At 69.1% G+C, this 19,442-nt stretch carries 21 protein-coding genes; 13 read left to right on the top strand and 8 right to left on the bottom strand.

Annotated features, from left to right (window positions below; all coding sequences use genetic code 11):
- Positions 1–424: 424 nt before the first annotated feature.
- From HLAC_RS10755 to tgtA, 5 genes are all read left to right on the top strand, one after another.
- The gene (locus HLAC_RS10755; protein WP_015910863.1) at positions 425–889 is read left to right on the top strand and encodes a universal stress protein; all 465 of its coding nucleotides are present in this window, start codon (positions 425–427) and stop codon (positions 887–889) included.
- A 127-nt stretch (positions 890–1,016) separates the two neighbouring features.
- Positions 1,017–2,246: a DHH family phosphoesterase gene (locus HLAC_RS10750; protein ID WP_015910862.1), complete on the top strand. Its 1,230-nt coding sequence runs from the start codon at positions 1,017–1,019 to the stop codon at positions 2,244–2,246.
- A 73-nt stretch (positions 2,247–2,319) separates the two neighbouring features.
- On the top strand, positions 2,320–3,300 hold the full coding sequence (locus HLAC_RS10745; protein WP_015910861.1) for a carbohydrate kinase family protein: 981 nt from the start codon (positions 2,320–2,322) through the stop codon (positions 3,298–3,300).
- A 65-nt stretch (positions 3,301–3,365) separates the two neighbouring features.
- Positions 3,366–4,148 carry a Nif3-like dinuclear metal center hexameric protein gene (locus HLAC_RS10740; RefSeq protein WP_015910860.1) on the top strand — a complete coding sequence of 261 codons (783 nt, stop codon included), beginning with the start codon at positions 3,366–3,368 and terminating at the stop codon, positions 4,146–4,148.
- 61 nt (positions 4,149–4,209) lie between these two features.
- A complete protein-coding gene (gene tgtA / locus HLAC_RS10735; protein ID WP_015910859.1) occupies positions 4,210–5,712 on the top strand; it encodes a tRNA guanosine(15) transglycosylase TgtA in 1,503 nt (500 codons plus the stop codon).
- A gap of 15 nt (positions 5,713–5,727) precedes the next feature.
- Here tgtA and HLAC_RS10730 read toward each other — a convergent pair whose 3' ends face one another.
- Together HLAC_RS10730 and HLAC_RS10725 are read right to left on the bottom strand one after the other, a co-directional pair.
- Positions 5,728–6,174 carry a pyridoxamine 5'-phosphate oxidase family protein gene (locus tag HLAC_RS10730; protein ID WP_015910858.1) on the bottom strand — a complete coding sequence of 149 codons (447 nt, stop codon included), beginning with the start codon at positions 6,172–6,174 and terminating at the stop codon, positions 5,728–5,730.
- Positions 6,175–6,240: 66 nt separating this feature from the next.
- Complete coding sequence (locus HLAC_RS10725) at positions 6,241–7,416, bottom strand: sensor histidine kinase (protein ID WP_015910857.1); 1,176 nt, start codon at positions 7,414–7,416, stop codon at positions 6,241–6,243.
- A gap of 168 nt (positions 7,417–7,584) precedes the next feature.
- On the opposite strand from HLAC_RS10725, the gene arcS reads away from it, so the two are divergent.
- Both arcS and HLAC_RS19310 read left to right on the top strand, forming a co-directional pair.
- A complete protein-coding gene (gene arcS / locus HLAC_RS10720; RefSeq protein ID WP_015910856.1) occupies positions 7,585–9,387 on the top strand; it encodes an archaeosine synthase subunit alpha in 1,803 nt (600 codons plus the stop codon).
- 333 nt (positions 9,388–9,720) lie between these two features.
- Positions 9,721–9,885: a DUF7838 family putative zinc beta-ribbon protein gene (locus tag HLAC_RS19310; RefSeq protein ID WP_008006832.1), complete on the top strand. Its 165-nt coding sequence runs from the start codon at positions 9,721–9,723 to the stop codon at positions 9,883–9,885.
- 126 nt (positions 9,886–10,011) lie between these two features.
- Here the strand turns inward: HLAC_RS19310 and HLAC_RS18795 are convergent, their stop codons facing one another.
- A complete protein-coding gene (locus HLAC_RS18795; protein WP_015910855.1) occupies positions 10,012–10,152 on the bottom strand; it encodes a hypothetical protein in 141 nt (46 codons plus the stop codon).
- A gap of 64 nt (positions 10,153–10,216) precedes the next feature.
- Between HLAC_RS18795 and HLAC_RS10715 the strand changes: the two genes are divergently transcribed.
- Positions 10,217–11,458 carry a CaiB/BaiF CoA transferase family protein gene (locus HLAC_RS10715; protein WP_015910854.1) on the top strand — a complete coding sequence of 414 codons (1,242 nt, stop codon included), beginning with the start codon at positions 10,217–10,219 and terminating at the stop codon, positions 11,456–11,458.
- A gap of 63 nt (positions 11,459–11,521) precedes the next feature.
- On the opposite strand, the gene HLAC_RS10710 is transcribed toward HLAC_RS10715, so the two are convergent.
- The 3 genes from HLAC_RS10710 to HLAC_RS10705 are packed head-to-tail and all read right to left on the bottom strand — an operon-like array spanning position 11,522 to position 13,028.
- Entirely contained in the window at positions 11,522–12,565 is a 1,044-nt protein-coding gene (locus HLAC_RS10710) for an isocitrate lyase/PEP mutase family protein (protein WP_015910853.1), read from the bottom strand.
- A gap of 5 nt (positions 12,566–12,570) precedes the next feature.
- Positions 12,571–12,723: a hypothetical protein gene (locus HLAC_RS19305; protein WP_015910852.1), complete on the bottom strand. Its 153-nt coding sequence runs from the start codon at positions 12,721–12,723 to the stop codon at positions 12,571–12,573.
- Positions 12,720–13,028 carry a hypothetical protein gene (locus HLAC_RS10705; protein ID WP_049933549.1) on the bottom strand — a complete coding sequence of 103 codons (309 nt, stop codon included), beginning with the start codon at positions 13,026–13,028 and terminating at the stop codon, positions 12,720–12,722. Before HLAC_RS10705 ends, HLAC_RS19305 begins: the two co-directional genes overlap by 4 nt.
- A gap of 277 nt (positions 13,029–13,305) precedes the next feature.
- Here HLAC_RS10705 and thiL point away from each other — a divergent pair, with 277 nt between their 5' ends.
- The gene (thiL, locus tag HLAC_RS10700) at positions 13,306–14,199 is read left to right on the top strand and encodes a thiamine-phosphate kinase (RefSeq protein WP_015910851.1); all 894 of its coding nucleotides are present in this window, start codon (positions 13,306–13,308) and stop codon (positions 14,197–14,199) included.
- Between the two features lie 26 nt (positions 14,200–14,225).
- On the opposite strand, the gene HLAC_RS10695 is transcribed toward thiL, so the two are convergent.
- A complete protein-coding gene (locus tag HLAC_RS10695) occupies positions 14,226–15,137 on the bottom strand; it encodes a 1,4-dihydroxy-2-naphthoyl-CoA synthase (protein ID WP_015910850.1) in 912 nt (303 codons plus the stop codon).
- A 379-nt stretch (positions 15,138–15,516) separates the two neighbouring features.
- Here HLAC_RS10695 and HLAC_RS10690 point away from each other — a divergent pair, with 379 nt between their 5' ends.
- The 3 genes from HLAC_RS10690 to HLAC_RS10680 are packed head-to-tail and all read left to right on the top strand — an operon-like array spanning position 15,517 to position 18,157.
- A complete protein-coding gene (locus tag HLAC_RS10690; RefSeq protein ID WP_015910849.1) occupies positions 15,517–16,542 on the top strand; it encodes an ABC transporter substrate-binding protein in 1,026 nt (341 codons plus the stop codon).
- Positions 16,542–17,345 (top strand): ABC transporter permease, encoded by an 804-nt coding sequence (locus HLAC_RS10685; RefSeq protein ID WP_015910848.1) that lies wholly within the window; start codon positions 16,542–16,544, stop codon positions 17,343–17,345. The genes HLAC_RS10690 and HLAC_RS10685 overlap by 1 nt, the downstream gene beginning before the upstream one ends.
- Entirely contained in the window at positions 17,333–18,157 is an 825-nt protein-coding gene (locus HLAC_RS10680; RefSeq protein WP_015910847.1) for an ABC transporter ATP-binding protein, read from the top strand. Before HLAC_RS10685 ends, HLAC_RS10680 begins: the two co-directional genes overlap by 13 nt.
- A gap of 40 nt (positions 18,158–18,197) precedes the next feature.
- Here the strand turns inward: HLAC_RS10680 and HLAC_RS19300 are convergent, their stop codons facing one another.
- On the bottom strand, positions 18,198–18,365 hold the full coding sequence (locus HLAC_RS19300; protein ID WP_169304929.1) for a hypothetical protein: 168 nt from the start codon (positions 18,363–18,365) through the stop codon (positions 18,198–18,200).
- A gap of 162 nt (positions 18,366–18,527) precedes the next feature.
- Between HLAC_RS19300 and HLAC_RS10675 the strand changes: the two genes are divergently transcribed.
- Complete coding sequence (locus HLAC_RS10675) at positions 18,528–19,415, top strand: universal stress protein (protein ID WP_015910845.1); 888 nt, start codon at positions 18,528–18,530, stop codon at positions 19,413–19,415.
- Positions 19,416–19,442: the final 27 nt, after the last annotated feature.

Below are 19,442 nucleotides of genomic sequence, written 5' to 3'. Positions count from 1 at the left end.
CGTGAGTCTCATGGTATCCGATAATTCACCGTGATCTGCTTGTTCGTTGAGGACACGATGCCGCTCACCCGATTGTAGCCTCGAGCCAGTCGTTCCCGCAGCGATCGAGGAGCCGGCACTGACTGCGTCATGAGTCTACCTCGCAAACGAATCTGAAAGTTATGCTGCTCCTTCAAATTACTCCGAAAATAAGCCGACAATATCCGCGACACGGTTCGAGGGAGCCGCTGGTAATGAACGCATTTCTTTTGCTACATACACCCCTGTATTGACCGTGGCTGAGTCAGAACATCTCACTTCCTGAGGATCTCAACGGACTCAGCCGTCTATTTATAAGCAACCGCCGCTGCCGTGGTCGCAGTTTTATATGCCCTACCGAACCCGACCGCCTGTTTTTAACTATCACCTCGGCGAACGGGTGCGTATGTTCGACACGATCGTGATCGCGACCGACGGTTCCGACAGCGTCCGCCGGGCCGTCGACGTCGCGGTCGACGTCGCCGCGCGGTTCGACGCGGAGGTCCACGCCGTCTACGTCGTCGACAGCGGCGAGGTCGAGTCCACGCCGGACGAGGTCCGCGACGACCTCCGCGATGCGCTCGACGATCACGGTGAGGCCGCGCTCGACCAGGTGACCGACGCCGCGACCGCGCGCGACGCCGACCTCGACATCACGATCGAGGCACGCGAGGGACGGCCGGCGGCCGAGATCTCCAAGTACGCGCGCGAGATCGACGCCGACGTGGTCGCGATGGGGACGCGCGGGCGACACGGGGAGAATCGGTTCCTCATCGGCTCGGTCGCCGAGCGCGTCGTCCGGACGTGTCCGATTCCCGTGCTCACCGTCCGACAGCTCACCGACGAGGACCCGCGGCGGACGACAATCTGAGGGCCCGCGGCGGACGACAATCTGAGGGCCCGCGGCGGACGACAATCTGAGGGCCTGCGGCACGGATTTACGTGCTTTGATCGCCCGAGAACGGCGGAGTTTTCCCGTTCCCGCTCGGTTCGACGGTATGGACGACGAACTCATCGACGAGGCGGATATCCCCCGTTCGCGGTACACGCGACTGCCGGGAAAGGGCTTTTTCTACCCGGACTCGCTGGACGACGAGCGCGCCGAGACGCGAGCGAAAGAGGTCATCGAGGGGAGCGAGGCGATCGTGATCGCCGACGGCGACGCCGACGGGCTCGCCTGCGCGGCGATGGTCCGAGAGGCGTACGACGCCGCGCTCGACGCCGCGGACTTCGAGGCGGCCATCACGGCGCGGCTCGGCGACGGTGAGAGCGAGGCCGACGACGGTGATAGCGAGGACGACCCCACCGAGAACGCCCACACGCAGTCGTCGGTCGGGCTGATCGCCGCCGGGCCGTACTCCATCGACACGTCGCTCGAACGCGTGCTCGCGTACGCCGACGACGACGTGGACCTGTTCGTCTGTGACCTCTGTCCCGACGACTACAAGTGGATCGCCGAGCCGCTGGAGGCGCTCGCCGAGTCGACCGCCTCGATCCGGTGGTTCGACCACCACCAGTGGGACGAGTCGACGGCCGCCGCCGTCCGCGACCTCGGCGTCGACCTCGTCGTCGGCGAGTCCGACGAGGAGTGTACCGCCGACGTGGCGCTCCGCTCGCTCGATCACGACTTCGACGACCGGTGGGCCGAGCTGGCGGTCGTGACGCGAGACCACGACCTCTGGATCAAGGAGGACTCGCGCTCCGACGACTTGGCCGACTACTCCTACTGGGCCGGCAGCGAGGAGTACACGACGATCGTGGGCGCGTACGGCGCCGATCTCCCCGAAACGGTCCGAGAGTTCGTCGCCGATCGGCGCGTCGAGAAGGACGCTCGGATCGACGCCGCCGTCGACCGCGCGGTCACCCACGACATCGGCGAGTGGACCGTCGCGGTGACGTACGGCCGCTGCTCGCAGAACGAGGTCGCCGAGGCCCTTCGCGAGCAGGGTGCCGACGGCGCCGTGATCGTCAAGCCCGCCGGCTCCGCGTCGATCCGCGGCTCCGAGGACTTCCAGCACGCCCACGAGGTCGCCGGGAAGGTGAACGGGGGCGGCCACCCGCAGGCGGCCGGCTGCAAGCCCGACATCTACGACGACATGCTCGACTACGCACAGCACTGGACGACCGAGGGGCAGGCCTGCAAGCGGGTCATCCTCGCGGCGTTCGAGGCGGTCGCGGAAGAGGTCGCGGCGGCGGACGAGTCGGACGAGACCGAAACCGACGAGTAGGGTCGTCCGCGAGCTGCCGACCCCGTCGACGAACCGCGAACTTTCATACCGGCCGGCACCCCTCCTTCCACTCATGACGGACATTCTCGTGGCCGGAGAGACGCTCGTCGACCTGCTTCCCGGGGCGGGCGAGACGCTGCACGACGTGGACGGCTTCACGCACCGACCGGGCGGCGCTCCGGCCAACGTCGCGGTCGGGCTCACGCGGCTCGGCTCGCCGCCGGCGTTCTGGACCCGGCTCGGCGACGACCCCTTCGGCGACTTCCTGCGGGAGACGCTCGATGAGGAGGGCGTCCCGGACGCGCTCTCTCAGCGCGTCGCCGGCAACACCACTCTCGCGGTGGTATCGCCGCCCGGCGTCGACGGTCGGCGGTTCCGTTTTTACGGCTCGCGGGACGTGACGTTCGGGTTCGAGCCCGACACGGTCCCGACCGACGCGCTGGCGTCCGCCTCGTGGGTCCACCTCGGCGGCGTCGCCCTGACGCACCCGGTGGGTCGGACGGCGATGCGCGAGCTGGCGGCCGTCGCCGACGAGCGCGGCTGTACGGTCTCGTTCGATGTGAACTACCGCCCGGATCTGGTTCCGGAGGGTGAGCGGGACGCGGTGGTCGAGGCGATTCGCGACATCCTCGCGGACACCGACGTGGCGTTCGCCAGCGACGAGGACGTGGCGGCGACCGGTATCTCCTCGCGCGAGGGCGAGGGTCTGGCCCGGGACGTACTGGAGTTCGGCCCGCACACGGCGGTCGTCACTCTCGGCTCAGCGGGCGCGGTCGCAGCGAGCATGGACGCGGCGCCGTGGGGCGAGACGACCGCGCGTCACGGGGGATTCACCGTCGATGCGGTCGACGCCACCGGCGCCGGCGACGCGTTCACGTCCGGGCTGATAAACCGGTTGGCGGCGGGGGCGGACGACGCCGGTGACCCGCCGGACCTCGCCGACGCGCTCGCGTTCGCCAACGCGACGGCCGCGCTCTCGGTGCGGGACCACGGAGGGATGACGGCGCTCCCCGACCGCGAGGCCGTCGAGGCGTTCGTCGCGGAGAGAGCGTAGCAGTCGACGAGATACCGACTCGCCGGAGCCGCGCGCTTTATCTCCCGCCCGACGCACGCGTCGGTATGGAGCGCTCCGAGTACGTGCGGCGGCTCGACGATCGGCTCGACACGGCCGCGTACGCCGACGTCGACGCCAGCGCGAACGGGTTACAGGTGGGGTCGGACCGAGGGGAGATCGAGCGCGTCGCGTTCGCGGTCGACGCCGCGGACGCGACGATCGAAGCCGCGGCCGACGCGGACGCTGATGTCCTCGTCGTCCACCACGGGATCTCGTGGGGCGGGATCGACCGCGTCACGGACCGGACGTACGACCGGGTCGCGGCGCTCGCAGACCACGACCTCGCCCTGTACGTCTCGCACCTCCCGCTCGATGGCCATCCCGACCTCGGCAACGCCGCCGGCGTCGCGGCGGAACTCGGTCTCGACGACCGGGAGCCGTTCGGCGATATCGGACCGGTCACGATCGGAACGATCGGCGAGGCGGACGCGCCGCGGTCGGCCGCGTCGCTCCGTGAGACGCTCGACGGGTTCGAGGGCCAGCCGGACGGCGAGGATGAGGAGTCGCCAACGCAGGTCATCGACTTCGGGCCCGACGAGATCCAGCGCATCGCGGTCGTCACTGGCTCCGGGACCGACTGGCTCGACGAGGCGGTCGACGCGGGCGCCGACGCGCTGGTCACGGGCGAGGGGAAAGGGCAAGTGTACCACGACGCGCGCGAGGCCGGACTCACCGTCTTCCTCGCGGGCCACTACGCGACCGAGACGTTCGGCGTTCGGTCGCTACAGGCGCTGACCGAGGAGTGGGGACTGGAGACGACGTACGTGAGCCACCCGACCGGGCTCTGAGGAGTATCGACTCGTCGCCCCCGAACGCAACCCTTACCGCCCGCGTCCCCGGACTCCGGGTATGCGCGATCACTTCGAAATCCGGGACCACGACGCCGCCGGGCGGATCGGGCGGCTGGAGGTCCCCCGCGCCGGGGTGACCGTCGAGACGCCGGCGCTCCTGCCGGTCGTCAACCCCAACGTCCTCACGATCGAGCCGCGGCGGCTCGCCGAGGAGTTCGGCGCGGAGATGCTGATCACCAACTCCTACATCATCCGGAGCACCGACCGGATCCGCGACCGCGTCCTCGATCAGGGGCTCCACGACTTCCTCGGGTTCGACGGCGCGATCATGACCGACTCCGGCTCCTTCCAGCTCGCCGAGTACGGCGACATCGACGTGACCACCGAGGAGATAATCGAGTTCCAGCGGCAGATCGGCAGCGACGTGGCCACCCCGGTGGACGTGCCCACGCCGCCCGATGTCGACCGCGAGCGCGCCGAGCGGGAACTGGAGACGACGAAGCAGGCGCTCGCCGACGCCGAGGCCGCTGAGACGGGCGACATGCTGGTCAACGCCCCCGTGCAGGGGTCGACGTTCCCGGACCTCCGCGAGGAGGCGGGACGCCACGCGAGCGCGACCGATCTGGACGTGTTCCCGGTCGGCGCGATGGTTCCCCTGCTGAACTCCTACCGCTACGCCGAGGTCGTTGAGGCGGTGCGGGCGGCCAAACGCGGGCTCGACCCGGACGCGCCGGTCCACCTGTTCGGCGCCGGCCACCCGATGATGCTCGCGCTGGCGGTCGCGGCCGGCTGTGACCTGTTCGACTCGGCCGCCTACGCGCTGATGGCCCGTGACGGCCGGTACCTGACGGTCTCGGGGACCGAACACCTCGAAGACATGGAGTACTTCCCCTGCTCGTGTCCCGTCTGCGCCGAGTACACGCCCGCGGAGCTCCGAGAGATGGACGGGAGCGGCGGGGACAGCGCCGACCAGTCCGCGGAGCAGCTCCTCGCCGAGCACAACCTCCACGTCACCTTCGAAGAGCTACGGCGCGTGAAGGCCGCGATCCGGTCCGGAAACCTCCTTCAGCTCGTCGACCGCCGCGCCCGCGGCCACCCCGCGATGCTCGACGGGTTCCGGGTCCTCCTCGATCACGCCGACGAACTGGAGCGGACGGACCCGGTCTCGAAGGACGCGTTCTTCTACACCTCCCACGAGTCGGCCCGCCGCCCCGAGGTCAGTCGACACCACGACCGGCTCTCGCGGCTCGCGGTCCCCGACCGCCTTCTCCTCACCGAGTCGGACGCGCCGTCGAACCACGATTACGACGCGGTGTGGCGCGTGAAACCCCCGTTCGGTCCCTTCCCTCGCGCGCTCTCCGAGACGTACCCGCTCACCGCAGAGGTCCCGGAGCGGATCGACGGTGCGGCGCAGGTCGCGGCCGCCGAGGGCGTCGCGAGTCTCGCCGAGTCCAACCCCGACACCGAACTCACGCTCGGCCACGACGACTGGGTGCCGCGCGCGGTCGACGCGGTTCCGGACCGCGTCGAGACGGAAAATCTGCGGCACCTCGGTCGCTGAGCTGCGGAAGTAGAATCAGCGCTCGGCCGGCCCCATCCGCCCGCTGTAGTCCCACGAGTGCAGCCGCTCCGGCTCGATCCGCACCCGTATCTCCTCGCGTTCCGGCCGAAGGAGCCGGTCGCCGGTCGGGTTATCGACGCCGTCGAGGTACCGCTCCAACAGCGAGCGCAACAGCTCTTTGTCCGCGTCCGGTGTTACCGTCGCGTGCCCTCGTCCCCTGACGCCTTTATAAGGGGGTTCGTTCGTCGACACCTCGAAGGAAACGTGATCGTCGTGCGCGAGGAAGTCGGCGAGGTCGGCGCTCGCGCTCGTCGCGCAGTTGATCGCGCCGTCCCACGCGAACCACAGCGAGACGATCCACGGCGCGTCGCGCGGGGTGCGACAGCCGAGACGGACCGGGACCCGCGCCTCGTCGAGGAACTCGTCGACGCGCTCGCGGTCCCACGGGCCGGTGATCTCCATGTGTGCCGTAAGAACGCGGGGGACCTAACGGTTCGGCCGGGAGCGGCGGTCTGACAGCAACTCCGGCTACGGTGCCGGAACCCCGATCGTCACCGTCGTGCCGGTCTCGTCGTCGCTCGCGCCCTCGTCGCCCGCGCGCCTCGTCTCGATCGACAGCCACCCGTCGAACGCGTCGGCGGTCGCCCGGACGATCCAAAGCCCGAGCCCGCTCGCGTGCTCCAGTTGCGTCTCCGGGTCGCGACCGGTGATCACGCGGCTCTCGGACTCGTGGATCCCGGGACCGTCGTCGGTGACGGCGATTTCGACGCCGCCGTCGACCGCGCGAGCCGATAGCTCGACCGCGGTCGCGCCGTGTTCGGGCGCGTTCGTCGCGAGCTCCTCGACCGCGGTCGCGAGCCGGTCGTCGGCCAGCGCCGCGCAGGGCTCGACATCGACCGCGACGGTCTCGGCGCCGGCCTCGCGGGCGGCCTCGGCGGCGTCCTCGATCAGCGGCTCGACCGGGACCGCCCCACGCGCGTCGGGGCGACGTTCGAAGGCAGCCTGTAGCCGGTTCGCATCCTTAGCGAGCCCGCCGATCACTGCGGCACTCTTCGCCACCGCCTCAGCCGAGTCGCGGAGTTCCGGATCGTCGACGCGCTCGGCGATCAGCGACGCGTGCCCGCCGAGCACCGTCGTCTCGTTTCGGAGGTTGTGCCTGATCATCCGGTTCAGCACGGAGACTCGGCGCTGCTCATTGGCGAGCTGCTGGGCGCGGACCCGTCGGGCGTCGTAGACCCCGATGATCACGTGTGCGACTGCGCCGATCGAGAGCACCTTCGCGACCGTGAAGGTGGGCGCGACCATCGGCGTCCCGAGCTGCGCCTGATACCGGATGATCCCGAGCATGATCCCGCCGAGCACGACGATCCCGAAGAGGCTCCAGACGGCGATGCGGACCGCGTTGCGCGTTGTGAACGTGCTCCTGTATAAGAGCCCGCCGACGAGCACCAGCGCGACCGAAAGCACGGTCCCCAGCACCGAGAGGGCGATCCCGATCGGGGGTTCGCCTCCCGAGACCAGCGGGGTCACGTTCGGGATCAGCAGGGCGAATCCCGAAACCGAGACGAACAGCGCGGCGGCCACGCGGGCGATCCCGCCCTCCGGCTCCACGGAGACGTGGTCCGGCTCGGTGACCCCGAGCGTCACGAGCAGTTCCGTCAGTCGGCCCTCCCTCGTGTCCCGCGTGTCGTACCGTCCAGTCATCCGCCTCCGGCGACGATAGTCCAAAATAAAACGTTTCGCACGCGGGTATCGGTCGTGAGATTGGAGGGGCCGAACCGGGGCCTCTTTCCTTCCCACCAGGTACACCCTCCGGCCCGCCTCGCGGCCGCGGAACACAAGAGAATTGACCGTCCCCCCGCGAGAGGAGGTATGACTGACTACTTCGAGATCCACGAGCGCGACGGCGCCGCCCGGCTCGGGGAGCTCCGGCTCGCCGACCCGGTGACGACGCCGGCGCTCGCGGACCCGTTCTTAGCGGACGCGGGCAGCCTCTGGGCCGCCGAGCGGACGGTCCCCGACGGCGACGAGGCCTCGCTCACCGTTCTGCCGCATCGCGCGTTCCCCGCGGGAACCCGCGGAGAGGTCCGCGAGTCGTTCGCGGTCGATCACCCCGAGGTCGACTTCCCCGCCGCGGCGGTCGTCGACAGCGAGAGCGCCCGCCACGTGGGCGCTGACGCGTACGTCCTTGCGGACGCCTCCGGGTTCGTCGGCCACGGCGAGGCGTTCCGCGACGCGATCGTCTCCGCGAAGGAGTCGCTCCCCGCCGACACCGCCTTGATGCTGTCGGGCGTCGCCACGCCCCGGAACGTCGCGCTCCTCGCGTACGCCGGCGTCGACCTCGTTGACGAGACGCTCGCGCGAACGAAGGGGGCGCAGGGGATGTACTGCACCGCCGACGCCGAGCACTTCCTCGAGGACCTCGACGAGCTCCCGTGCGCCTGTCCGGCCTGCGCGGGGCCTCGAGAGGAGTTCACGCGCGCGGACTGCGCCGAGCACAACGTCAACGCGCTCCGCGCCGAGCTCCGACGGGTCCGCGAGCGGATCCGGGCGGGTCGTCTGCGAGACTACATCGAGGGCCAGACCCGTCACGAGCAGTGGCTCACGGCGGCGTTCCGCGAGTTCGACGACCAGTGGGGGTACGTCGAGGAGCGGACCCCGCTCATGCGTGACGCCGAGGTGACCGCGGCGACCGCGGAGACGCTGGACCGCGTCGAGATCCGGCGGTTCGCCGACCGCGTCACGAGCCGGTACCAGAATCGGTTCACCGACCAGCCGCTCGTCCTCGTCCCCTGTTCGGCCACCAAACCGTACAGCGACTCTCAGAGCCACGGGCAGTTCCACGACGCGATCCAGTGGCGCGGTCACACCGTTTCGATGACCTCGCCGATCGGCGTGGTGCCCCAGGAACTGGAGACGACCTACCCCGCCCAGCACTACGACGCCGTCGTCACGGGCGACTGGAGCGAAGACGAGATCGGGTTCGTCGCCGAGGTGCTGCGGCGGTATCTGGAGCGGAACGACTACTCCCGGGTCGTCGCGCACGTCCCCGAGGACGGCTACCGCGAGATCTGCGAGCGCGTCGAGAGCGACCCCGCGATCGACGTGTCCTTCGAGTACACCTGCGTCGGCCACCCGACGAGCGACGAGTCGCTCGGGGAGCTGAACGCCGCCTTACAGGGCGAGCCCGCCTACAGCAAGCGGGAGCGCGAGCACAACACGGTCCGGGCGCTCGCCGACTACCTCCTCGGCGACGGCGCGGGCGACGACCTGTTCGGCGGCCCCGGCGAGGCCGACATCCGCACCACCGGACGCTACCCCAAACTGCAGGTGTGGGGCGACGACCCCGACGCCGGCCGCGAGGGCGAGCCGGGCGAACAGCTCGCGACGATGGTGCCGCAGTATGGCACCCTCTCCTTTACTCTCGCCGGCGCGCGCCGCTGGGCCGAGAGCGACGCTCCCACCAAGCGGGTCGAGATCGACCCGTTCGTCCCGCACGGCTCCGTCTTGGCGCCCGGCGTCGTCGACGCGGACGACGATATTCGCGTCGGCGACGAGGTCGTCATCGAGGGACCGAAGGCGTTCGCGATCGGTCGCGCCGAGATGTCCGGCCCGGAGATGGTCGAGTCGACGCGCGGCGTCGCCAGCGAGGTCCGGCACGTCGACGAGACGTAGCGACTACCGTCGCCGACTCCCCCCCCACCTAATTCAATAGGGAATGCGACTATCCCGAAGGAGGCACTCTACGTTACTGTCAGAGGCACACATCTGACACACCCCGTTTCTCTCCGATCCGCAACTCCGCTTTCCCGCGCTCGACGGGGCATCCCGAGCAGTCGCTCGCCGAGCGGTTCGACATCTCCTCGCCAACCTTCCATCAGATCATCGGGCCGCCGAACAGAAGTTCGTCGCCGCGACCCTCAGGCAGGCGTGGCTGAGCGGGGTCACGTGAGATGCGAGGAACACCGGATCAGTAGCTTCAAAACTGCGCCGAACGGATCCGCGCACATGGCGCTCGAAAAGGACGTTGACTGTCCCTCGTGCGGAGAGACGCAGTCGTTCTACCGGACCGCGGCGATGACGCTCCACCTCGGCGAGAAGACGAAGTGGCGCTGCCCCGAGTGCGGGTACGGCTACGTCGAGATCAACGGGATCGACACGCTGCCGGCCTGACACCCGTCCGACCCAACCACAACGTCGACTCACCGTAACCACCCGCCGCAACGCCTCCGTTCTCCACATTCCGTCACTCGCTGTCGACTCGCCAGAACCGGGAGCTGGGCCGCCGCTCGCTCCGCCTCACACCACGACGCCGATCAACTCGACCAGCAGGGTCAGAGACGCGACCGACGCGACCGTCGTGACGAATACGTTCAGCGAGGCGAACCCGGTGTCCGCGCTGGCGATGGGGCTGCTCCGGGCGGATGCCGAGAGGCTCATTACCCGCCCGCCCGAGTCGGTGGCATGAACGTGACACGGCGGCCGGCTACGGGGGTGACCCGGCGTGGTCGGTGAGGCGCGCGACCCCGACGGCGACACGGGACCGCTCGACGGACTCACCGTGCTCGACGCCTCGCGGGTGCTCGTGGGGCCGTTCTGCACCATGCAGCTCGGCGACCTCGGTGCCGAGGTGATAAAGATCGAGCGCCCGGGCGAGGGCGACCAGACGCGGACGTGGCGTCCGCCCGCCTTCGGCGAGGGCGACGGCGCCCAGAGCGCCTACTACGCCAGCGTCAACCGCAACAAGCGCTCCGTCGAGCTGAACCTCGCGGGCGAGGCCGGGCGAGCGGTGTTCCGCGACCTTGCGCGCGAGGCGGACGTGGTCGTCGAGAATTTCCGGGTCGGGAAGATGGCCGAGTGGGACCTCGACTACCCCGACCTCGCCGCGGAGAACCCCGAGCTGATCTACTGTGGCATCTCCGGGTACGGCGAGTGGGGTCCGGACCGCGACAAGCCCGCCTACGACATCATGATGCAGGCGCGCGGCGGGTTCATGTCGATCACGGGTGTCGATGGCGGCCCCCCGGTCAGGATCGGCGTCGCGCTCGCCGACATCGGCGCCGGGATGTACGCGACGCAGGCGATCCTCGCGGCCCTCTTAGAACGCGAACTCGGCGACGGGACGGGCCAGAAGATCGACGTGAGCCTGCTCGACGGGCAGGCTGCATGGACCAGCTACATGGCGGCGAACTACTTCGCGAGCGGCGAGCCGCCGGGACGGATGGGGAGCAAACACCCGAACATCGCTCCGTATCAGGCGTTCGAGACGCGCGACGGGTACGTCGTCGTCGCCTGCGCGTCCGACGCGTTCTGGCCGCGGCTCTGTGAGGCGCTCGACCGCCCCGACCTGCTGGCCGACGACCGGTTCGGGACCAACGAGAAGCGCGTGCGCAACCGGGACGCGCTCGACCCCGAACTCGACGCCGCGTTCGCCGATCTGACGACGCAGGACGCCCTCGATCGGCTCGATGAGCACGGCGTCCCCGCGAGTCCCGTCCGCGACATGGCGGAGGTGTTCGACGACCCGCAACTGGCCGCGCGGAACATGATCGCCGAGTTCGATCACCCGACCGCCGGACCGATGCGGGTGCCGGGGTCGCCGATGCACTTCTCGCGGACGCCGACGACGGTCCGACAGCATCCGCCGTCGCTCGGCGAGCACACGGAGGCGGTCCTCAGAGAGTACGGCTACGGCGACGGCGATCTCAACGAGCTGAAAAAACGGGGCGCGATCCCGAACCGGTGACGGCCGGGCACCGCGATTGGCGGTCGATCGTCTGTCGACGCGATCAGTTGTCCGTCGACGCGATCAGTCGTCGTCGTTGCTCTCGGTGGTGATCGGGTCGCTCTCCTCGTCGGTGAAGCCGGCCGACTCCTCGTGGCGCCGGCTGGCGTCGGGGTCGAACTGGGCCTCGATGTCCTGGTACCGCGGGACGAAGGAGAGCTCGTGGTGGCTCTCGGTCTCGTGGCCGATGTACCGCTCTTCGAGGTCGAACTGCGCCTCCTCGTCGTTTTCGGCGATGTTCGCGAAGTCCTCGTAGGCGGCGTGCGCGCCCGAGTGGAGCCCGTACAGCGTGATGAAGATGTACTGGTAGCCCAGATCGCCCAGCTCCTCGAAGGTGAGCGGGTCCTCCTGTGCGCCCCACTCGAACGAGGAGGAGTAGTTGAAGGCGAGATCCAGATCGGGGTGGGTCTCGTGGATCGTCTCGGCGTACTCGATCGCGTCCTCGCGCGACGGGTCGGGCATCTCCGGCCAGACGAGGTCGACGCCGGCGTCGGCGTAGATCCGGCCGCGTTCGAGGTGGTCCTCCCAGTCGCCGTTGGCGGAGCCGTACGAGTCGATGCGAGCGATGATGACGGTGTCTTCGCTCTGCTTGGCGTCGACGGCGGCCTCGAAGCGCGAGCGCGCCTGCTCCTGGGAGACGACCTCCTTCCCGGCGATGTGGCCGCAGCGCTTGGGCGTCGTCTGGTCCTCGATGTGGATCGCGGCGACACCGGCCTTCTCGTACTCGCGAACTGCCCGGCGGACGTTGTGGGTGCCGCCGTAGCCGGTGTCGCAGTCGGCGATAACCGGGAGGTTCGTCGCCTCGACCATGCGCTTCGCGTTCTCGACCATCTCCGACATCGTGACCATCTCCAGGTCTGGGAAGCCGAACTGGCCGAGGACGGTCGAGTAGCCGCTCATGTAGGCGGCGTCGAGCCCGGCCATCTCCGCGAGGCGGGCGTCGAGCGCGTGGTAGATCCCGGGCGCGAACGTGTAGTCCTGCTCCTCGAACAGCTCGCGGAGCCGGCGGCCGGCGGGGTTATCGATATCTTTCGTGAAGACGTCGTCGTCGAGTTCGTTGGGATACATTGGTGTCACTCCGTGGTCGCGTCGTCGGTGAACTGGTCGCTCGTGTCGTCGATCCGCGTGGTCGCGTCGTCGGTGAACTGGTCGGTCGCACACCGCGTGAACGTCGTCGGGTCCGGTCGCGGTCCGCGCCCGGTCCCCGCCATGGGAACGGCGCTCATCGCGACCTCCCGTCGGTCCGCGGGCGACGCGTCGGTCGCAGGTCCGGGACCAGCGGGGCGTCCCGCTCGTCGTCGGTCGGCGGCGGGCTCGGGCGTCGGGGAGTGTCGGTCGCGGTCGACCCCGCTGTCGTCGGACGTGTCGTCGGGACGATCGGGGCGCCCGCTTCTTCGGTGATCGGCGTGCGCCCGGGGATCGTCCGGGGAGAAGTGTCGGCGTTGCGTCGATCGGTCGACGTTTGATCGGTCGTTCGGGCCGTCTGATTCGTCGGGTCGTCGGTGGGCGTGGTGTCGTTAGGTGTCGTCATCGGGTCGTGTGGGTGGTTGCGGTGGTCGTCTGGTGATCGTGCTGTCGGCGGCTCGGGCTGCTGCGTGTCCGTGTACGGATACTGTCATTGCACTCGGTACGTCAGAGTGGTGAGTAATAAACATAATGATTGATAATGATAATATTCGTTAATGTGTATTACTCGTTTAAATGGGTCTTGGTAACAATCAGCAAATCGTGGATGAGCGATCGGGAAGCGAGCCCGCGCCGCCCGGATCGATCCCTTATAATCCGTTCCGTCCCGATCCGTCGGTATCGTGAACGAGCGAGATGCGCTTCGGGCGCTCACGGCCGATCTCCCGCACGCTGGCGACGACGCCGCCGTCGTGGACGACACCGTGATCACGACCGACATGCTCCACGAGCGGACCGACTTCCCGCCCGGGACGACGCGGTACACCGCCGGGTGGCGCGTGGTCGGCGCGTCGCTCTCGGACGTGGCGGCGATGGGCGCGGCGGCGACCGCCGCGGTCGCGGTCTACGCCGATGCCGCCTTCGACGAGGGGGACCTCGACCGATTCGTCGCCGGCGCGATCGATGTCTGCGAGGCGGTCGACGCCGAGTACGTCGGCGGCGACCTCGACACCCACGACGAGTTCACCACGGCCTCGACCGCGATCGGCGACGTGACCGACGCGGGCGTCGTCACGCGGTCGGGCGCGCGCCCCGGCGACGCGCTCTGCGTCACCGGCGAGTGGGGGCGCTCCGCGGCCGCGCTCCGGCTGTTTAAAAGGGGCGACGACGAGGCGGTCGAGCGCGCCAACGACCTGTTCCGGTTCACGCCACGCGTCGCCGACGGGCTGGCGCTCGCGGATCGGGCGACCGCGATGATGGACTCCTCGGACGGGCTCGCGCGCTCACTCCACCAGCTCGCGGAGGCGAGCGGGGTCGGGTTCGAACTCGATCCCGACCGCGTTCCCGTTCACCCCGCCGTCGACGCGGTCGCCGACGATCCGGCCGAGCGGTTCGAACTGGCCGCACACTTCGGTGAGGACTTCGAGCTCGTCTGTACCCTCCCCGACGACGCGGTCGAGCCCGTCAGCGAGACGTGTCCGGGCGGGCTGACCCGCGTGGGGAGAGTCGTCGACGCCGCGGACGGGGTGACCGCCGACGGCGACCCGCTTCCCGACCGTGGGTACACGCACGGGTAAGACGCGGACGGCGGACGGTGGGCCCCTCAGTAGTGCCACGGGTAGTCGCGAAATTCGGGGTCCCGCTTCTCCAAGAACGCGTCGCGGCCTTCCTGCGCCTCGTCGGTCATGTACGCCAAGCGGGTGGCCTCGCCCGCGAATACCTGTTGGCCGACCATCCCGTCGTCGGTCATGTTGAACGCGTACTTCAGCATCCGCATCGCGGTCGGCGACTTCTTCGTCATTTCGTCGGCCCACTCGATCGCGACCTCCTCCAGTTCCTCGTGGGGAATCGCCTCGTTGACCATCCCCATGTCTGCGGCCTCTTCGGCTGAGTAGGTCTTCCCGCGGAAGAACACCTCGCGGGCCTTCTTCTGGCCGATCTGCTTCGCGAGGTACGCGGAGCCGAACCCGCCGTCGAAGGAGGCCACGTCGGGATCGGTCTGGAGGAACTTCGCGTGCTCCTCGCTGGCGAGCGTGAGGTCACAGATCACGTGCAGCGAGTGGCCGCCGCCGACCGCCCAGCCGGGGACGACCGCGACGACGGGCTTGGGCATGAACCGGATCAGCCGTTGGACTTCGAGGACGTGGAGTCGACCCGCCCGGGCTTCCTTGACGAGCGGGTCGTCCTCGTCGCCCGCCTCGTCGTCGTCACGGTACTCGTAGCCGGAGCCGCCGCGCACCGACTGGTCGCCGCCGGAGCAGAATGCCCAGCCGCCGTCCTTCTCCGAGGGGCCGTTGCCGGTGAGCAGCACGCAGCCAACGTCGGCCTGCTTGCGCGCGTGGTCGAGCGCGGCGTACAGCTCGTCGACGGTGCCCGGGCGGAACGCGTTCCGGACCTCCGGGCGGTCGAACGCAATCCGGACGACCGGCACGTCGACGCCGCGGTGATAGGTGATGTCGTCGAACTCGTCGGTGACCGGCTCCCACGCATCGGGGTCGAAGATATCCGAGACCATACGCGCGTGTTGGCGGGCGGCCTCATAAACGACGGCGGGTCGGCGGCGGGTCGGCGGCGGATGCGGAGGTCGGTGGCGGGTCGGCGCAGGTTGGCGGCGGCGGATTGTTGGCGGATCGGCGGCAGGCCGACGGCGGATCGGCGGCAGGTCGCCGGCGGATCGGTGGCGAATCGGCGGCGGCGGCCGAGGCCGGCAGCGATCACGCCGATCGCCCTCGCAAGTATTGCGTCGACCACGGACGCAGTTTCAACGGAGTATCACCGGACGTGGCGACCGGATCCACGAGTACCGACGCTTCTGTCCGATATGCGCCGTCACCGGTATCCGCTCCAGTTGCTGGTGGCGAGGGGGTATTGCACGCACGACCCCTGTGATCGGTATGTACGAGCGAAACGCGGGAGCCTCGCGACGGTCCTTTCTTGCGGCCGCGGGCGGAGCGGCCACGGTCGGTCTCGCCGGCTGTCTCGGCGGCGACGACGGCGGACTCAACGAACTGACGGTCGCACACATGCCGATCTACCCCGACCTCCAGTGGTACGTGATGGAGGGCGAGGGCTACTTCTCCGAGATCGACGCCGAGATCACCGGCCGAGAGTTCACCGACGGCCCGTCGATCGTGCAGGCGATCGGCGGCGGCGACATCGACGTCGCCATGTTCGGGATCGTGCCGGCGATGATCGTCATCGACCGCGACATCCCCGCGCAGGTGACCGCGGCGAACATCCGCGAACCGATGGGGATCATGGCCGAGGAGTCGTTCCACGAGACCTTCGAGGCGGAGGGCGGCGACGCGTTCGCGACGTGGGCCGAGGAGAACGGCGGGCCCTTCCGGTTCGGCACCTTCCCGCAGGGCAGCGTCCCGGACGTGCTGCTCCGCTACTGGCTCCAGGAGATCGGCGTCGACCCCGAGTCGAACGAGAACGTCGAGATAATCGAGATCAACGGCGCGAGCGCCGTCTGGCAGGCGATCGCCAACGACGAGATCGACGGCACCTCGATCATGGAGCCGGTGCCAACGATCGCCCAAGAGGAGGGCTCGTCCGTCACGATGCTCCGGACGGCCGCGCAGATCCTCCCCGGCCAGCCCGCGGCGGTCACCCTGATGAGCGACGCGGTCCGCGACTCTCCGCTCGCCGTGCAGTTCGTCGAGCAGCACGTCCGTGCCACCGACTTCATCGACGAGAACCCGGACGCGACCGCCGGGCACGTCGAGTCGGGGATCGGGATGCCGGCTGACCGCGCCCGCCGGGCGCTCGACTCGCCGCTGTCGAACTTCGTCACTGACCCCCGCGAGATCACCGAGGCGACCCCGGTCTTCTCGGAGTTCGCGGCGAACAACGGACAGATCGACGAACAGCTGTCGAACGAGGCGATCTTCGACTTCGAGGTGTACGACTCGCTCTGATGGCCACCGACACCGGACGGGAGTTCGACGGGGACGAACTGCGCAGCGGCCTCGGCCTCGACGATCCCCGGCGGCTCCTCCGCGGACTCGCCGGCGTCGTCGGGTTCGTGGTCGTGTGGCACCTGATATCGCTCACGCAGGCGGCGTACGTGTTGCCGTCGCCGGTGGCGGTCGGGGACGCGTTCGCCGAGGAGTTCGCCTCCGGGACGATGACGACCGCGCTGTGGTCGAGCATCCGCCACTGGATACCCGGAACCGTCGTCGGCACCGGGCTCGGCGTCGCCGCCGGGGTCGCCTTCTCGTGGAGCGGCCTCCTCGACGACGTGACCGCCCCGCTCGTCCGGACGCTCCGACCGGTGCCGCCGCTCGCGCTGATCGGGTTCGCTATCGCGTGGTTCGGTATCAACCACGCCGGCGCGGCCTTTATCATCGCCGTCGGCGCGTTCTGGATCAACTTCTACGCGTCGTACGGCGCCGTCGAAGGGGTCTCCGAGGACTTACTCGACGTGGGCCGGACGCTCGGCGTGCGCGGCGACCTCGACATGGTCCGATCGATCGTCCTCCCGGCGTCGATGCCGGGGATCACGACCGGGATCCGCACCGGGCTCGGACGCTGCTGGATGCTCGTCGTCGCCTCCGAGATATTCGGCGTGCCCGGCGTCGGCCGCGAGATCCTGCGCGCGAGCAACAACCTCCTCGTCGACAAGGTGATCGCGTACATCCTCGTGTTGAGCCTGATGTTCCTCCTCGTCGACGTGGCGTTCCGCGCGGTCCAACGGAGGGTGTTAGTGTGGCGGGCGTGAACGACGGGTCGATGGCCGAGACCGATACGGACGGAGACGCCGAGCGCGCCGTCGAGGAGTCCGGCGTCGCCGTCGACCGCATCGGGAAGACGTACGAGGGCAACGGCGACGGTAATCCCGTCCGCGCGCTCGACGACGTCTCCTTCGCGGTCGACGAGGGGGAGTTCGTCTGTCTCGTCGGCCCCTCCGGCTGCGGGAAGACGACGCTGTTCCGGATCATCGCCGGACTCGCGGAGGCCACCGACGGCGAGGTCCGCCTCGCCGGCACCCCGGTCACCGGGCCGACGACGGACATGGGCGTCGTCTTCCAGGAGTACCACCTGTTCCCGTGGCTCACGGTCGAGGAGAACGTCGGCTTCGGGCTCGAACGGAGCGACCGCTCCGAGGCGGAGCAGGCAGAGCGGGTCGACGAGATGCTCGACCTCGTCGGGCTCACCGAGTTCCGCGACTCGCACCCGAAGTCGCTCTCGGGCGGGATGAAACAGCGCGTCGCCATCGCGCGGTCGCTCGCGGTCGACCCCGAACTACTCTTAATGGACGAGCCGTTTGGCGCGGTCGACGCCCAGACCCGGGAGATGCTGCAGCGCGAGCTGCTCGACGTGTGGGGGTCGACCGGCAAGACCGTCCTGTTCGTCACGCACGACGTGGCCGAGGCGGTGACGCTCGCAGACCGGATCGTCGTGATGGCGGCCGAACCCGGTCGCGTCGCCGAGCTCGTCGATGTCGACGTGCCGCGACCGCGCGAGCGCGGCGACCCCGCTTTCGGCGAGCATGTCGCCCGCGTGCGGGAGCTGATCGGCGCGGGGCCCTAAGACGGCCTCGGCGATCGCGGTCAGTCGGGCACCGACCCGTCTACTCCGACCTCTCGTCGTCGACGGCGGCGGCTAACTCGTCGATGTGCGTCCGGAGCACCGTGAGCGTCGCGTCGGCGTCCGCGTACCCCTGTTCGTAGCTGTCCAGCGAGGACTCAGTCTCGTCAAGGAAGTGTTCGACCGCAGCCTCGATCGTCTCATCGCTCATAGTCACTGGTTCGACCGCCGCCGGGTTATAGCCCTTGCTGTCGTCGTCACGCCGCGATCTGACCGGGAGATTTATCGCTTCTACGTGAGTATTGTGCAGTATGAGAAATATCAATTGGGGTGGCGACCCCACCCGACGACCCATTGCGGTCGGAGGACGACGATGACCGGCGGCTCTACGCCGCTCGGTGAATCGCCCCCGAGCGCGAAGTCCGCGGTGATCGCGACGGACCTTTCCGCGGCGAGCAAGACGATGATCGAGTCCGAGACGGGGCTCTCCTGTCTCGACCGGATCGGCGTCGATCGGATTCACCTCGTGACGGTCGTCCCCTCGAACGTCCACTCGGGGATGCCGGGAATGAACTTCCAGAAACGCCGGAAAGAGGCGCTTCGAGCGTATCGATCGACGATCGAGAACGCCGGGTTCGAGGTCGAAACCCACGTCGTCCGCGGGACGCCCCACCGCCGGATCAACGGGATCGCCGAGTCGATCGCTGCCGACCTCATCTTGGTCGGCTCCCGCGGGAAGAGTCCGCTCGAAAATCGCGTGATCGGGTCGACTGCGCGTAATCTCGCCCGCACGACCGTCGTCCCGCTGCTCGTCGACCGCATCGAGCGCGGCGTCGACGACCCGGACCCGATCCGACGCCACCTATTTAAACGGACGCTGTTCGCGACGGACTTCTCGGAGAACGCCGAGCGCGCCTTTCAGGCGTTCGAGTACCTGCGACACGCGACCGAGGAGGTGACGCTCGTCCACGTCGAGTCGCCGAAAGACGACGCGGGCGGCGAAGCCGACCCCGACGAGCGCCTCGCCGACCTCGCCGACCGACTCGGCGACTGGGGGCTCGACGCTCGCACCGAGGTGCGGCGCGGCGATCCCGCCAAGGAGATCCTCGCTGCTGAGACGGAGTACGACCCGAGTACCCTGCTCGTCGGCTCTCGCGGGCGCAGCCGGCTCCGACGGCTCCTGTTGGGGAGCGTCTCCGAGGAGGTCGTTGCCCGCGCGACCGGGAACGTCTTTCTCGTGCCGCCGCCGCGCACGGCGTAAGAGCGGGTCTCTCGCGTCGGCGATCGG

The organism is Halorubrum lacusprofundi ATCC 49239 (assembly GCF_000022205.1).
Classification (GTDB): Archaea; Halobacteriota; Halobacteria; order Halobacteriales; family Haloferacaceae; genus Halorubrum; species Halorubrum lacusprofundi.
Note: the sequence above shows the minus strand (reverse complement) of the source record. Positions and strands in the feature narration are given on the sequence as shown.